The 14,545-nt window shown below is 45.1% G+C and carries 15 protein-coding genes; 10 read left to right on the top strand and 5 right to left on the bottom strand.

The window, feature by feature from the left end; translation table 11 throughout:
• Positions 1-22: 22 nt before the first annotated feature.
• Entirely contained in the window at positions 23-1,756 is a 1,734-nt protein-coding gene (gene argS, locus AB4585_RS20730) for an arginine--tRNA ligase (protein ID WP_017062384.1), read from the bottom strand.
• Between the two features lie 347 nt (positions 1,757-2,103).
• On the opposite strand from argS, the gene AB4585_RS20725 reads away from it, so the two are divergent.
• Positions 2,104-2,700, top strand: a complete 597-nt coding sequence (locus tag AB4585_RS20725) for a VOC family protein (RefSeq protein WP_017070298.1) — start codon at positions 2,104-2,106, stop codon at positions 2,698-2,700.
• A gap of 315 nt (positions 2,701-3,015) precedes the next feature.
• Here the strand turns inward: AB4585_RS20725 and purU are convergent, their stop codons facing one another.
• Positions 3,016-3,849, bottom strand: a complete 834-nt coding sequence (purU, locus tag AB4585_RS20720; protein WP_029235131.1) for a formyltetrahydrofolate deformylase — start codon at positions 3,847-3,849, stop codon at positions 3,016-3,018.
• A 301-nt stretch (positions 3,850-4,150) separates the two neighbouring features.
• On the opposite strand from purU, the gene AB4585_RS20715 reads away from it, so the two are divergent.
• The 8 genes from AB4585_RS20715 (at position 4,151) to rnd (ending at position 12,137) form a co-directional block, all read left to right on the top strand.
• Positions 4,151-4,351, top strand: a complete 201-nt coding sequence (locus AB4585_RS20715; RefSeq protein ID WP_017062381.1) for a hypothetical protein — start codon at positions 4,151-4,153, stop codon at positions 4,349-4,351.
• A 159-nt stretch (positions 4,352-4,510) separates the two neighbouring features.
• On the top strand, positions 4,511-6,439 hold the full coding sequence (locus tag AB4585_RS20710) for an ATP-dependent DNA helicase (RefSeq protein ID WP_372154948.1): 1,929 nt from the start codon (positions 4,511-4,513) through the stop codon (positions 6,437-6,439).
• Positions 6,440-6,498: 59 nt separating this feature from the next.
• Positions 6,499-7,200: a tRNA (adenosine(37)-N6)-threonylcarbamoyltransferase complex dimerization subunit type 1 TsaB gene (gene tsaB, locus AB4585_RS20705; RefSeq protein WP_017062379.1), complete on the top strand. Its 702-nt coding sequence runs from the start codon at positions 6,499-6,501 to the stop codon at positions 7,198-7,200.
• Between the two features lie 72 nt (positions 7,201-7,272).
• Complete coding sequence (locus AB4585_RS20700; RefSeq protein WP_372158654.1) at positions 7,273-7,578, top strand: chromosome partitioning protein ParA; 306 nt, start codon at positions 7,273-7,275, stop codon at positions 7,576-7,578.
• Between the two features lie 35 nt (positions 7,579-7,613).
• Positions 7,614-8,174 carry a Slp family lipoprotein gene (locus tag AB4585_RS20695; RefSeq protein ID WP_017067373.1) on the top strand — a complete coding sequence of 187 codons (561 nt, stop codon included), beginning with the start codon at positions 7,614-7,616 and terminating at the stop codon, positions 8,172-8,174.
• A gap of 48 nt (positions 8,175-8,222) precedes the next feature.
• Entirely contained in the window at positions 8,223-9,074 is an 852-nt protein-coding gene (locus AB4585_RS20690) for an alpha/beta fold hydrolase (protein ID WP_372170777.1), read from the top strand.
• A gap of 106 nt (positions 9,075-9,180) precedes the next feature.
• The gene (gene fadD / locus AB4585_RS20685) at positions 9,181-10,875 is read left to right on the top strand and encodes a long-chain-fatty-acid--CoA ligase FadD (RefSeq protein ID WP_017062375.1); all 1,695 of its coding nucleotides are present in this window, start codon (positions 9,181-9,183) and stop codon (positions 10,873-10,875) included.
• A gap of 143 nt (positions 10,876-11,018) precedes the next feature.
• Positions 11,019-12,137, top strand: a complete 1,119-nt coding sequence (gene rnd / locus AB4585_RS20680) for a ribonuclease D (protein WP_017062374.1) — start codon at positions 11,019-11,021, stop codon at positions 12,135-12,137.
• A gap of 129 nt (positions 12,138-12,266) precedes the next feature.
• On the opposite strand, the gene minE is transcribed toward rnd, so the two are convergent.
• Genes minE through minC form a run of 3 tightly spaced genes read right to left on the bottom strand, consistent with a single transcriptional unit; the run spans position 12,267 to position 14,033 of the window.
• Positions 12,267-12,530, bottom strand: coding sequence for a cell division topological specificity factor MinE (gene minE, locus AB4585_RS20675; protein WP_010436847.1), 264 nt, complete (start codon positions 12,528-12,530; stop codon positions 12,267-12,269).
• 6 nt (positions 12,531-12,536) lie between these two features.
• A complete protein-coding gene (gene minD, locus AB4585_RS20670) occupies positions 12,537-13,349 on the bottom strand; it encodes a septum site-determining protein MinD (protein ID WP_009848498.1) in 813 nt (270 codons plus the stop codon).
• Between the two features lie 21 nt (positions 13,350-13,370).
• Positions 13,371-14,033 (bottom strand): septum site-determining protein MinC, encoded by a 663-nt coding sequence (gene minC, locus AB4585_RS20665; protein ID WP_017063419.1) that lies wholly within the window; start codon positions 14,031-14,033, stop codon positions 13,371-13,373.
• A 219-nt stretch (positions 14,034-14,252) separates the two neighbouring features.
• Here minC and AB4585_RS20660 point away from each other — a divergent pair, with 219 nt between their 5' ends.
• Complete coding sequence (locus tag AB4585_RS20660) at positions 14,253-14,543, top strand: YcgL domain-containing protein (protein ID WP_017062372.1); 291 nt, start codon at positions 14,253-14,255, stop codon at positions 14,541-14,543.
• The last annotated feature ends 2 nt before the right edge of the window (positions 14,544-14,545 follow it).

Raw genomic sequence — 14,545 nt, 5'->3', positions numbered from 1 at the left:
CGAATCTCGAATCTCGAATCGCTTACATGCGCTCTAGAGTGTCGATACCTAGAAGCGATAGACCTTGCTTGATCGTCTTCGCTGTTAGTGCAGCAAGCTTCAGACGGCTCTGTTTAACAGCTTTGTCTTCAGCAACTAGGATAGGGCAAGCTTCGTAGAAGCTAGAGAATTGACCAGCTAGTTCGAATAGGTAGCTACACATGATGTGTGGTTGACCTTCACGAGCAACAGACTGTACTGCTTCTTCAAACTGTAGAAGTTTCGCGATAAGCGCTTTCTCTTTCTCTTCAGTGATTTTGATTTCACCTTCAAGCGAGTCCATAGAAATGCCAGCTTTAGCAAATACAGAAGCAACACGAGTGTATGCGTACTGCATGTATGGTGCTGTGTTGCCTTCGAATGCAAGCATGTTGTCCCAATCGAACACGTAGTCAGTAGTGCGGTGCTTAGAAAGGTCTGCGTACTTAACCGCTGCCATAGCAACAGTGTTCGCGATCGCTTTCTTCTCGTCTTCTGCTAGTTCTGGGTTCTTAGATTCGATTAGCTGCGCTGCACGAACTTCGGCTTCATCAAGAAGATCAGCAAGACGAACAGTACCGCCTGCACGAGTCTTGAATGGTTTACCGTCTTTACCTAGCATCATGCCGAATGCGTGGTGCTCAAGAGAAACAGATTCTGGGATGTAACCTGCTTTACGAACGATAGTCCAAGCTTGCATTAGGTGCTGGTGTTGACGTGAGTCGATGAAGTAAAGAACGCGGTCTGCGCCTAGTTCTTCAAAACGGTATTTTGCACAAGCAATGTCGGTTGTTGTGTAAAGGAAGCCGCCGTCGCGTTTCTGGATGATAACGCCCATTGGGTCGCCATCTTTGTTTTTGTATTCGTCTAGGAATACAACCTGTGCGCCGTCATCTTCTTTTGCAAGACCTTGCTCTTTTAGGTCAGCAACGATAGTTGGAAGCATGTGGTTGTACATGCTTTCGCCCATTACGTCATCACGCGTTAGAGACACGTTTAGGCGATCGTAGTTGCGTTGGTTTTGAATCATTGTTACGTCAACAAGCTTCTTCCACATCTCTGCGCAGAACTCGTCGCCGCTTTGTAGTTTAACAACGTAGCCACGTGCTTTAACTGCGAACTCTTCGTCTTCATCGTAAAGCTTTTTAGATTCACGGTAGAAGCCTTCAAGGTCAGCAAGTTCCATTGAAACTTCGCCAGACTCAGCCTGAACGCGCTCAAGGTTTGCGATAAGCATACCAAATTGAGTACCCCAGTCACCGATGTGGTTAGCACGGATAACGTTGTGGCCTAGGAACTCAAGAGTACGAACGACCGCATCACCGATGATGGTTGAACGTAGGTGACCAACGTGCATCTCTTTCGCAACGTTTGGTGCAGAGTAATCCGCAACAATTGTTTGTGTTTCTGCTACTGCAACACCAAGGCGAGAATCAGCCAATGCTGCGTCTGCTTGTTGTGCTAGGAAAGCTTCATCTAGGAAGATGTTAAGGAAACCTGGGCCTGCGATTTCTACTTTAGAAGCGATACCGTCTAGGTTTAGAACGTCCAATACTTTTTGAGCAAACTCTCGAGGATTAGTGCCTAGTCGCTTAGCAACGCCCATAACGCCGTTTGCTTGGTAGTCACCAAATTGTGGTTTTGCAGATTGGCGAACAGCCGCAGGAGAGCCTGCAGGTGCGCCTGCGGCTTCTAGAGCCTGAGATACTTTGTCATTAATAAGTGCTTGGATATTCACACGCGTTTCCTTCAATTCAAGGATGATAAGAGTGGCCGTTATTTCGAGGTCATTAAATTGGTTAATTATGCATCTAGTTAACGATTTAATGCCGAAATGAACAACAGACACTGTTTAAGTTCACAAAAATGGCGTTAATCATACCAATTTTGTGCGGTTTCTTATAGGTCGAATTGATAGAAAATTAACATTTCCTGAGTGGTTTTTGACAATCGACTTTTAGCAAGACGCGTTTGCATGTTTAAGGAGCGAAAAGAACATAGTTATTGAGTGTTTTTTGTAAAAGCAACGCTTGTTGCAAAAGGCAAAACTGATAACATGCAGCCATTATTTGGAGAACACAGACAATGATGATGAGCCTGAAGCAAGCTGAACTAGAACCACAACAAATGATCGCCCGCCTTGATACTTTTATGGCAAAAATCGAGAGCCTAGGAAATACATTAGGTTTGGATTTAAGCTTTGCTCAAGCGGATCATATTGCGCTGCGAATCAATGACACTGAGCTAGCGAAATCTGCCCATCAAGCGTGGTCTGAGTACGGCTCTATGATTTCTGAGGCGATGATTAATGGTCGTCCAATTGTGGTGTTGGCTTTCGATGAACCCTTGCAAAGCCTTGGCTGGAAAATTGAATGTTTGGAGCTGCCATATCCAGCAGAAGGTAAGATTTACCCAAGCCAAGATTGGGAACATGTAGAGTTTGTGATTCCTTCTCATGCCCAAACAGCTGATGAGTATCTAGCGGATCTTAAAGAAACTTACCCGCAGTTCGCTGCTAACTTTGAAACGCTGGGTGAGCAAGGCGTTAAGATCAAACTCTCTAGCCCGAAAGGCGAGGGTGAACGCTTGAATAACCCAACAGTGGCTTTTAAACATCAAGGGATTTGCATCAAGCTGCATCCACACTCTTTGAAGAAGATTGTGGAATCAGAACAGGCTTAATTTGAATAGAGAGTTGCTAGGAAAGAGATTCCTGATCTCGCCTTGGCTCGTCGGAATGACGGGGTGTTCGATGAAATTTTCCAGAGTCTATCTTTGGATAGTGACAGACTGAGCGTTCGAGAGCGTATGTTAGAGCCTATAGCTCGAAGGTTCATCACCGAGTTCGTCATTCCCGATAGCGACGAAGGAGCGTAGTCGGGAATCTCTCAAAGCGAGTCTGATCATCAGATACAAAAAACGCGCGATGGGCTTTCCCTATTGCGCGTTTTTTATTGGGTTCTAACTGGAAGTCTTACCGGAAATCGAATATCCGATTTACAGAATTACAGTCTTGTTGCCGTAAACAAACACATGATCATTGATCACCTTGTTTAACGCCTTACTTAATACATTCTTCTCTACGTCACGACCGGCTTGTGCCATGTCTTTCGCGCTGAAGTTGTGATCCACAGGGATAACATCTTGCTTGATGATTGGACCTTCATCCAAATCATTCGTCACAAAGTGTGCCGTTGCGCCAATGATCTTCACGCCGCGCTCATACGCTTGTTGGTATGGCTTCGCGCCAATAAATGCTGGCAAGAAGCTGTGGTGGATATTGATGATCTTGTGGTGGTATTTTTCAACAAAACCTGGTGTCAGCACTCGCATGTACTTAGCCAAAACAAGGTAATCCGCCTCGTACTGGTCAATCACTTCTAGCATCTTCTTCTCATGTTCTTCACGGTTTAGCCCTTCGTGAGAAACATGGTGGTAAGGGATGTCAAAACGCTCGGTTAGGCTTTGTAGAATGTCGTAGTTACCGACAACGGCCGCAATTTCAACGTCTAAGCTGCCATCGAAGTTCTTCATTAGAATGTCGCCAAGGCAGTGTGCTTCCTTGGTCACGAGTATCACAACACGCTTGCGAGACGAATCAACAAGCTTACGTTTCGTATTTGGTGGCAGGGCTTGGTCTAAATCGGCAAGCAAGGTTTCATCATTGAAATAGCCTTCCAGCTCGGTGCGCATAAAGAAGTGGCCACTTGTGTTATCTACGAACTCATTGTTGTGAATAATATTGAGTTGGTGCTTATAACAAATATTGGTGATCTTAGAGATGAGGCCCGGGGCATCAGTACAATGTGTTAGTAAAGTTTTTCTTTCCATTTGCATCTTACTTCCATGAAATGTTGCACTTATTATATGAAATAGGGATTCTTCAAATTTAATGCAGGCCGTCGAACGGTGAACTGAGCCGCAATATCACCGTTATAATTAATCTATTATCAAGTTGGTTTCAACAAATTCTGCTGCTGATTTATCGCTTTGATAAATTGTTTGATATAGAAATATCAGTTTTTAGATAGAAAAACAGGCAGAAGCTTCATTTTTAAAAGTTTTGACCGTAGTACGCATTTGAACTTCAACCGAGGCATTTACGCCTTGGCCAAAAATAGAGGTGATACTTATGGATAAAGAGTTACTAGCCAAAAAACTGTACTGCAAGCGAGTGAATTCATTGGCGAGAGGTACCGAATTAGATGGTCATGTTCTAGATGAAATGTGGGAAAGTAAGACCTCACCAACCGATGCAGCGAAAGCCATACAGCCTGGTGATAACCATTTTGAAGGTGCTCCTTGGCTATCACGTTATCTCAGTCGAAAATAAAAATGACTCTCTAATTCTTACTTCTTCAGTTCTTACCTTTAAGGTAGCTTAAGTCGCGTCAAACTAAACCAAACACCTCCGGTGCGAAGTCATTCTTGATTCGCGCCGGCTCACTAAACCTGCCATAATTCGTCTTCTATTTTCTAAACTTCGTACTCTATGATATCTAAAACGTTTTCTGCTGATGGTGCTCTGGGTAAAGCGATCCCAGGGTTTCAGCCACGACAAGCTCAGCTAGACATGGCTGAAGCGGTTTCACAAGCTATTGAGCAACAGAGCCAATTAGTTGTTGAAGCAGGAACGGGTACCGGTAAGACCTTTGCTTACTTAGTGCCAGCGCTGCTTAGTGGCAAGAAAACCATCATTAGTACGGGGTCTAAAAACCTTCAAGAACAGCTGTTTCACCGAGATTTACCATTGATGGTCGATGCGCTTGGCTTTTATGGTCAGGTTGCGTTACTTAAAGGACGTTCAAACTATTTGTGTTTGGACAGACTCAGCCGTCAAATGATCGAGAGTCATGGTGCTCATACCGATCCAACACTGCTGGCTCAGTTAGTCAAAGTTCGTAGTTGGTCGTCATCCACTCAAACGGGGGATTTAGGCGATTGTGATGATATCGCTGAAGACAGCCCAATCATTCCTACGATTACTTCCACTAACGACAACTGCTTAGGTAAAGAGTGCCCAAGCTACACCGATTGCTTTGTGCTTAAGGCGCGTAAAAAAGCGATGGATTCGGATGTGGTTGTTGTAAACCATCACCTATTCTTAGCGGACTTAGCGATTAAAGAAACCGGGTTCGGTGAGCTAATCCCAGAAGCAGACGTGTTTATCTTCGATGAAGCCCATCAGCTTCCTGATATTGCCAGCCAATACTTTGGTCAGTCCGTGTCGAGCCGACAGATTAATGAGCTCGCTAAAGACATCGAGATCGCCTACCGAACCGAAGCGAAAGACATGCGTCAGTTACAAAAGGTGGGGGACAGGCTCGTTCAGTCAGCTGCCGACCTACGCATTGTGTTGGGCGATACCGGCTTTCGTGGTAACTGGCGTGAAGCACTAAAGTCTGAGTCAATTGCACGAGAACTTGTTCGTCTACAAGATGCGTTGCAACTGGCCGTCGATGTATTGAAGCTAGCATTGGGGCGAAGCCAGCTGTTAGATACCGCTTTCGAACGCGCAAATATGATTAAGTCGCGTATCGAACGTGTGTGCGATGTGTCGATTACGGGTTACTCCTATTGGTATGACACAACACCAAGGCAATTCGCTTTGCACATCACACCACTGTCGGTTGCGGATAAATTCCATGAGCAAATCGAACTTAAACCGGGCGCTTGGGTATTTACCTCAGCAACCTTGGCGGTGTCAGATGATTTCGATCACTTTACTTCTCGACTTGGCTTAAAGCCGTCGGCTCAGTTTTCACTGCCAAGCCCGTTTGATTATCCGAATCAGGCACGTTTATGTGTGCCTCGTTATCTTCCTGAACCGAATAGCCCTGGCTTAGCCGATAAGCTAGTAAGAATGCTGACCCCGGTGATTGAGCAAAACCAAGGCCGCTGTTTCTTCTTGTGTACTTCACACAGCATGATGAAAGAGTTGGGGGAGCGATTCCGTGAAACACTCTCGGTTCCCGTTCTGCTGCAAGGTGAGACAAGCAAGCAAAAAACCTTAGCCGAATTCATGGAATTAGGTAACGCATTGCTGGTGGCTACAGGTGCTTTCTGGGAGGGGATAGATGTTAGGGGCGACGCATTAAGCTGTGTTATCATCGATAAATTGCCCTTTACGGCCCCTGATGACCCTTTACTTAAGGCTCGAATCGAGGACTGTAAGTTAAAAGGGGGTGATCCTTTTGCACAGGTACAGTTGCCAGACGCCGTGATTACCTTGAAACAAGGTGTAGGCCGATTGATACGTGACAAGCGCGATAATGGCGCTTTGATTATTTGCGATAACCGATTGGTGACTCGCGATTACGGTGGCATATTTTTGGCGAGTTTACCGCCTATCCCTCGTACACGTGACTTAGGGGTCATTAAAGAATTCTTAGCTAAAGACCATTCAACCGCTGCTGAGTAATTGGCATTGTTGAGTTTAGCCATTATTTTTAGATTAGATAACGAATATTTGAGACACAAATGAGCGCGAAAATTCTTGCAGTAGATACCGCAACTGAAAACTGTTCAGTTGCATTAGTAATTGGTGACCAGGTGTTCGCACGTAGCGAAGAGGCTCCTCGAGACCATACGAAGAAAATTCTACCTATGGTGGATGAAGTACTGAAAGAAGCGAATGTCGCTTTAACCGATATCGATGCTATCGCGTTTGGCCAAGGCCCAGGCAGTTTCACGGGTGTGCGTATTGGTATTGGTATTGCTCAGGGCTTGGCTTTTGGTGCGGATTTACCAATGATTGGTGTCTCTACACTGGCAGCGATGGCGCAAGGCAGCTACCGTAAATTTGGTGAAACTCATGTAGCAACAGCGATTGATGCGCGTATGAGCGAAGTGTACTGGGCTCGTTACAGCCGCGAACAAGATGGTCGTTGGACTGCGGTTGATGCCGAATGTGTAACGCCACCAAGTGAACTGGCTGCGCAGTTAGAAGCAGATTCTGAAATATGGGCGAAAGTCGGTACCGGCTGGGAAGCTTATGCCGAGCATATGGATACACTTGCGATCAACACCAAAGCGTGTGAAGTGCTATTCCCAGAAGCTCAAGATATGGCGTTCCTTGCTCAATTTGCTTACGCAGAAGGTAAAGCGGTTGCAGCAGAAGAATCTGAGCCAGTTTATCTTCGTGACAAAGTGACTTGGAAGAAACTGCCAGGTCGCGAATAATTTTTACAAGGTTCTGATGCAAATTAGGTCTAAATGCGTATTATTTAGATTTGAGAGGGCAGATATTTAGTCATGGTATCAATTAACAACTTACCTCCTTCTTTGATAGGCAGCACGTCTAAGCCGAATCGAATTAAAAAGAAGGAGCAGGCAAAAAAATCTGATGCTAGCACTGCGGTTGGGCAACCGACTAAGGTCGCTAATGCTGTTTCTCACTCTATTCGTCAAGTTAAAGAGTCTGAACTACACAAGGCTCAAATCCAGTATGATCTTCCAGAAGGCCGAGGACGTAAGGCTATCGAAGAGTATATGGATGTAATGAATCAGGCGAAGAAAGAAGAACTTGCAAAGCTTATCGGTGTCGATATCTACATCTAGAGCTTCTTATTAATGCCTGTTTAAGGACCAGAACCATGTCAAATTATCTCTCTAAATTACGCTTAATAGCCCTTTCTCTTGGTGTCTTGGTACTTGCCGGGTGTTCATCACTTCCTAGCGAACTTGAAGCAAAATCAGAGCCTGTAATTAGTGATTACCAACAGTGGGTCGACCAACTACCGGAGGCGAAAAGTGTTCGATTGGGTGGCGTTATCTCTAAAGTAACCAACTTGAAAGATAAGACTCGAATCGAAGTTGCTAATATGCCGATTTCGAGTAGCGGTAAGCCAGACCTAGACGCAGAGCCAAGCGGACGCTTTGTTGGTTATATTGAAGGGTATGTTGAGCCTCTAAGTTTTGCAGAAGGCCGTCTGATTACACTGGTTGGTCAGTCAAGCGGAAGTGAAGATGGAAAAATAGGGGAATACCCTTACATCTTCCCTGTGATGAAAGTGGACAACCAACGACTGTGGAACATCACTGAGCGTGTTGTTGTTAACGATTTTGCACCAACCTACTACTCGTGCAGAAGTTTACATTGTCGCAGTTTTCAAACGATGCCAAGACAAGGTCGAGTGATACAGGACGTAGAGTAATTAACTTTTTAGACGTTGATTGCGCAAACAGATGGAACTAAGTGTTTGATGATTGAAAAGTCATACTCCCTCGCGAGCGGGACGCTTGCAACACAACAGATTGGCAACCCACAAACGACCGCAACGACGGTCGTTTTTATTCATGGGTGGTTGGATAATTCGTCCAGCTTTAATCAGGTTATGCAGCAAGTCGCCAAGTTTGCGCCCAATGCTCACCTTGTTGCTATCGATCTCTTCGGACACGGCTTCTCGTCGCACAAATCGGGAAGTTACTACCCATTTCATGATTATATAGATGACTTGCATCAGTTGGTGACTAAATTATCGCCAAACAGACTGGTACTGGTAGGACATTCACTTGGTGCATTGATAGCAAGTTGCTATAGTGCCGCCTTTCCTGAAAAGGTGTCAGGATTAATTCAAATTGAAGGTCACGGACCTCTTTCAGAAGCTCCCCAAGAAACGGTTTCTCGCTTGAGAGATGGGGTACTCAGTCGTCTTCGACAGCGAAGAAAGCCTTCACGTCCTCTGGCAAGCCTTGAGGATGCTATTAAGCTGAGAGCTCACGCCAATCAAATCAATGCTGAATTAATTGCTCCTATTGTCGAGCGAGGAATTGTCGAGTTAGATAACTCTTGGCAATGGCGATGCGACCCTAACCTAAAATGTGACTCGTTATATCGAATGTCACAGGCGCACGCTGAAGCGATCATGGCGGCTATTGAATGCCCTCAATTAATAGTTTTAGGAAATGATGGATTCCGATATTTGCAGCATAATCGCTACAAATCAGTGCATAGTCCTCTGCATATAGAGACTGTTCCTGGCGGACATCATTGTCATTTAGAGAGCCCAGAGTTAGTTTCAGAGCTAATTCTTGGTGTAGTTAACAAAATTTAAACAAGTGTTTGAGCCTTTTAGTGCTCATGCACTAAAGCTGTGCTGTAATACCGCAATGATAAAAAGCGGCGAAGCAGTCGTCAGCTGATAAACGAGGAGTAACATCGTGGATAAACCTTGGCTTTCACGTTATCCAAGTGACGTACCAGAAACGATCAACCCAGATCAGTACCCATCTCTTGTAGAAATGTTTGAACAGTCGGTACAGAAGTACGCGGACCAACCTGCATTCGAGAACATGGGCTCGATTATGACATTCCGTAAGCTTGAAGAGCGCAGCCGTGCTTTTGCCGCTTACCTACAGAATGACTTGAAACTGAAGAAGGGCGATCGCGTCGCGCTAATGATGCCAAACCTACTGCAATACCCAATTGCACTATTTGGTGTATTGCGTGCAGGTATGATTGCAGTGAACGTCAACCCACTGTACACACCTCGTGAGCTTGAACATCAACTGAACGATTCTGGTGCAAAGGCGATTGTTATCGTATCTAACTTTGCGAGCACGCTAGAGAAAGTCGTTGATAACACGCCGGTTAAACACGTTGTTCTAACTAGCCTAGGGCAAATGCTGCCACGCGCGAAAGGGACAATTGTCGACTTTGTAGTGAAATACGTAAAAGGCATGGTGCCTAAGTATGATCTGCCGGGTGCTATCTCATTCAGAAAAGCGCTGCACAAAGGTCGTCGTCTTCAATATGTGAAACCGTTCATGGCGGGTGATGACATCGCGTTCCTACAGTACACTGGTGGTACAACAGGTGTAGCGAAGGGCGCAATCCTAACGCACCGCAATATGATTGCGAACGTACTTCAAGCGAAAGGGGCTTACGGTCCTGTTCTGCAAGAAGGCCGCGAGTTGGTTGTAACGGCATTACCGCTTTACCACGTATTTGCACTGACGGTGAACTGCTTACTGTTTGTTGAGATGGGTGGTCGTAACCTTCTAATTACTAACCCTCGTGACATTCCTGGCTTTATTAAAGAGCTGCAAAAGGTTCCGTTTACCGCAATTACCGGCGTAAACACCTTGTTTAATGCGCTAGTTAATAACGAAGATTTCCACGAGTTGGATTTCAGTAACCTACGCCTATCTGTTGGCGGCGGCATGGCGGTTCAACGCGCTGTTGCTGAGCAATGGAAGAAAGCGACAGGCATTCACCTATTGGAAGGCTATGGCTTAACTGAGTGTTCACCACTGGTAACGGGTAACCCATACGACCTGAAAGACTACACAGGTGCTATCGGCCTACCAGTACCATCGACAGAAGTTCGTATTGTTGATGATGAAGGTAAGGTTATTGCTAATGACCAAGTAGGCGAGCTACAAGTTCGTGGCCCTCAAGTGATGCAAGGTTACTGGCAGCGCCCTGAAGCGACCAAAGAAGTGATCGATCAAGACGGTTGGTTATCGACAGGTGACATCGTTAAGTTTGATGACGAAGGCTTGTTGTACATCGTTGACCGTAAGAAGGACATGATTCTTGTATCAGGCTTCAACGTCTACCCGAACGAGATTGAAGACGTTGTGGCTCTGCATGGTAAAGTGCTTGAAGTAGCAGCTATCGGTCAACCTCATGAAGTGTCTGGTGAATTGGTTAAGATCTACGTTGTGAAGCGTGACCCTAGCCTGACCAAAGAAGACATTATCGCGCACTGTCGTGAGCACTTAACGGGTTACAAAATCCCTAAATTAGTCGAGTTCAGAGATGATCTTCCAAAGACTAACGTAGGTAAGATCTTACGCCGCGTACTGCGTGAAGAAAACGATGCAGAACTTGCGAAACGCGCTAGCGAATAATTAGCCCGTTTGCGCGAAAGTACTGCACCAAAACCATTGAGGCGCTTAATCTAAGCGAGCGCTGAAAAATGGTGTTAGAATGCCGACAGTTAATGTCGGCATTTTTGTATCCGGCGATCAAATAGAAACCTGTGAGAGTTTTTGTGGATTATCAAATCATTACCCAATTGAAAGACCTTGAGCGAGTTTGCCAACAAGCACGTGAAGCCGATGTCGTTATGCTTGATACGGAGTTCGTTCGTACTAGAACCTATTACCCTCAATTAGGCTTGATTCAGTTATTTGATGGTGAAACGCTGTCACTGATTGACCCTATTGCTCTTGATGACATGACACCGTTCGTTACCTTGTTGAAAGACGCATCAGTATTGAAAGTGCTGCACGCGTGCGGTGAAGATTTGGAAGTGTTCCAGAACGCATTTGGCTGTACACCAACACCAATGGTTGATACGCAGATCATGGCAGCCTTCTTAGGTCATGGTTTATCAACGGGCTTTGCTGCTCTGGTTTCAGAGTTTGTCGGTGTCGATCTCGATAAGAGTGAATCTCGCACAGACTGGCTAGCGCGTCCGCTTTCTCAAAAGCAATTGGACTACGCAGCGGCAGACGTGCATTACCTAATGCCAATGTACAACAAGCTTCTAGAAAAAGTGATGGAAGCTGGCTGGTGGGAAGCGGCTCAGCAAGAGTCTGATTTACAAGTTGCCAAGCGCATTCGTAAAGTAAACCCAGATACAGCCTACCTTGATATTAAAGGGGCGTGGCAGCTTAAACCTAAGCAATTAGCGATCTTACGACCTCTAGCAACTTGGCGTCTAAAAGAAGCAATCAAGCGCGATTTAGCGCTGAACTTTGTCTTCAAAGAACAAGACCTATGGGCTGTGGCGCGTTTTGCGATGAAAGATCCCAAGCACATGGAGCAAGAGGGTTTTGATTACCGCTCTGTGCGTCGCCATGGTGCGAAGATCAGCTCAATCGTAAAGTTAGCGGAACATACACCAGAAGAAGAGTACCCAGCACCAGTAGAACGTCTAATGGACTTCCCTGGCTACAAGCAACTGTTCAAAGTGCTGAAAGATGAAGTGAAAACAGCATCACAACACAGTGGTTTGGCGACGGAATTCTTGGCATCGAAGAAGCAACTTAACCAAATGTTAAGCTGGGTGTGGAAGCACGATCGTAACCCAGAAAAGCTGCCTGATGTTATGCAAGGCTGGCGTTTAGATGTAGTTGGCGAAAAGCTGAGTAAAGCGATCAAATAACCGCTTGCTGCTTTAAAGCCTAACTTAGTTACAGTTATAAACTGCACATACAAAAAAGAGAGCCTAGGCTCTCTTTTTTATTCAATCAATACAAGCAAGTGTATTACCTGCCAATCTTGTTCAGAAAGATTATCGATCTTCTTCTGGAAGCTTAACATTCAACTCTAACACTGAGATGTCGTCATCTTTGTGTTCAAAAGTCAGATCAACCATTGATGGATCGACCTCAACGTACTTGGCAATACACTTCAAGATGTCTTCTTTTAGTTGCGGCAGGTAAGACGGCGCTGGGTCGTCATGGCTGCGTCGTTCGGCAACAATGATCTGCAAACGTTCTTTGGCTAGGTTTGCGGTTGTCTTTTTCTGTGGTCTAAAAAACTCTAATAATGACATTGTGCATTAGCCCCCGAACAGTCGTTTGAAGATGCCTTTCTTCTGTTCCGTTAAGAAGCGGAAGTCAACTTGGCTACCCAGTAGTCGCTCTACAGTATCATTGTAAGCCATACCTGCGTCGGTTGCTTCGTCAAAGATAACTGGAACACCCTTGTTCGATGCGTTCAGTACCGCTTGGCTCTCTGGAATTACACCCAGTAGAGAGATGTGCAGGATTTCTTCAACGTCTTCAACACTGAGCATCTCACCTTGAGTTACACGTGCTGGGTTGTAGCGAGTCAATAGAAGGTGTGTTTTCACTGGCTCTAAGCCGTCTTCAGAACGACGAGATTTAGAGTCAAGAATACCTAGAATACGGTCTGAATCGCGTACTGAAGAGACTTCTGGGTTGGTGGTTACAATCGCTTCATCAGCGAAGTACAACGCCATAAGAGCGCCTTGTTCGATACCCGCAGGAGAATCACAGATGATGAAATCAAAGCCCATTTCATCCAGTTCATCAAATACACGACGAACACCATCTTTTGTTAGTGCGTCTTTATCACGAGTTTGAGAAGCAGGAAGAATGAACAGGTTCTCTGTGCGCTTGTCTTTGATCATCGCTTGGTTCAGCGTCGCTTCACCATTGATAACATTAACGAAGTCGTACACAACACGACGCTCACAACCCATGATTAAATCTAGGTTACGCAGACCGATATCAAAGTCGATAACTGCGGTTTTCTTTCCTTTTAAAGCCAGACCCGAGGCAATAGCTGCACTGGAGGTCGTTTTGCCTACCCCGCCTTTACCTGACGTTACAACGATAATGCGTGCCATTCTGTTTTCCTTTTATTTCTCTTATATTGCGAGGACATCAACGTGTAATACATCGTTTGCCATACTGAACATGGTTTTCTTCTGCCAGTACTCGCTTTCAATTTGATCGCTGAGCCAGTAATTTCCAGCAATGGAAACCAGCTCGGCTTGTAAGTCATTACAAATTATTTTTGCTTCAGTTTGACCACTTGCACCTGCAATCGCACGGCCGCGTAAAGTGCCATGAATATGGATGCTGCCATCGGCAATCACTTCCGCGCCTGCACTCACATGGCTGAGTATCAATAGATCGCCATCTTTCGCATAAACCTGCTGACCAGAACGAATAGGGGTTCTAATCACCTTGATTGGTGCCATTTTCGCTGGAGCTTGAGACGGCGACTTGCTTGCCGTCATCACCGCAAAACCGGCTTCTTTAGCGAGGTTTTGCATTCGCTTATCAGAACAGCCAGCCACACCAACCGGGATCATGCCCGCTTGAGATATACCATTTTTAAGTTGCACAAAATCGATATCGCCCGCGACTTTACTGATGTTGATAACAACAGGTGCGGCAGCGAAAAACGTAGGTGCTTGGTCTACTTTCTCTTGAAGAAAAGAGACTGCATTTTCGACTTGATCATCGGATAAGTGCAAAACAGATAGCGTAAAGCTGCTACCTTTTAGATCTGGGTTACTAGACATCGAAAAACTACAGGACCTCAATAGCGGATTGGTACAATTTCTTTATCAATAAAATAAAGGGCATTGCCTGAAACTAGGTTTATCATGTTATATTCCCAAACCAAGCACAGCAAGTAATCTTGTTGTCAAATGGACGTTTTGTTCCCAATATTTCCCTAACATAAACTATTGATCTCGCAAGTGAGAGTTTTGTAGTCATAATCAATTAAAAGGTTTGTCATGCTGTGTTCTATATATAAAAGCTCAAAGAAAGAAGGAACATACCTTTATATCCCTAAGAAGGATGATTTTTCACAAGTTCCTGACGCATTGATGCAAATGTTTGGTAAACCTAGTTTTGTAATGGTAATTAAAATGGATGGCCGTAAACTGGCTCAAGTAAACATCGAAAAAGTGAAAGAATCACTGAATACCGATGGTTTCTTTTTACAGGTTCCGCCACCACCAGTTAACGAACTTGAGCTTCATAAAGAGCGTAAAGCTCAACAGAAATCTCAAGACGAAGAGTGATA

It is taken from the genome of Vibrio sp. 10N.222.49.C9, assembly GCF_041474985.1.
GTDB lineage: Bacteria > Pseudomonadota > Gammaproteobacteria > Enterobacterales > Vibrionaceae > Vibrio > Vibrio crassostreae_C.
The sequence above is the reverse complement of the archived record's forward strand: the minus strand, read 5'-3'. Positions and strand labels throughout refer to the sequence as shown.

What these genes read in the sequence shown, in the direction of transcription:
- AB4585_RS20725 (WP_017070298.1), top strand. Translation starts at nt 2,104, where the DNA reads ATGATGATGAGCCTGAAGCAAGCTGAACTAGAACCACAACAAATGATC.
- purU (WP_029235131.1), bottom strand. Translation starts at nt 3,849, where the DNA reads ATGGAAAGAAAAACTTTACTAACACATTGTACTGATGCCCCGGGCCTC.
- AB4585_RS20715 (WP_017062381.1), top strand. Translation starts at nt 4,151, where the DNA reads ATGGATAAAGAGTTACTAGCCAAAAAACTGTACTGCAAGCGAGTGAAT.
- AB4585_RS20710 (WP_372154948.1), top strand. Translation starts at nt 4,511, where the DNA reads ATGATATCTAAAACGTTTTCTGCTGATGGTGCTCTGGGTAAAGCGATC.
- tsaB (WP_017062379.1), top strand. Translation starts at nt 6,499, where the DNA reads ATGAGCGCGAAAATTCTTGCAGTAGATACCGCAACTGAAAACTGTTCA.
- AB4585_RS20700 (WP_372158654.1), top strand. Translation starts at nt 7,273, where the DNA reads ATGGTATCAATTAACAACTTACCTCCTTCTTTGATAGGCAGCACGTCT.
- AB4585_RS20695 (WP_017067373.1), top strand. Translation starts at nt 7,614, where the DNA reads ATGTCAAATTATCTCTCTAAATTACGCTTAATAGCCCTTTCTCTTGGT.
- AB4585_RS20690 (WP_372170777.1), top strand. Translation starts at nt 8,223, where the DNA reads ATGATTGAAAAGTCATACTCCCTCGCGAGCGGGACGCTTGCAACACAA.
- minE (WP_010436847.1), bottom strand. Translation starts at nt 12,530, where the DNA reads ATGTCATTATTAGAGTTTTTTAGACCACAGAAAAAGACAACCGCAAAC.
- minD (WP_009848498.1), bottom strand. Translation starts at nt 13,349, where the DNA reads ATGGCACGCATTATCGTTGTAACGTCAGGTAAAGGCGGGGTAGGCAAA.
- minC (WP_017063419.1), bottom strand. Translation starts at nt 14,033, where the DNA reads ATGTCTAGTAACCCAGATCTAAAAGGTAGCAGCTTTACGCTATCTGTT.
- AB4585_RS20660 (WP_017062372.1), top strand. Translation starts at nt 14,253, where the DNA reads ATGCTGTGTTCTATATATAAAAGCTCAAAGAAAGAAGGAACATACCTT.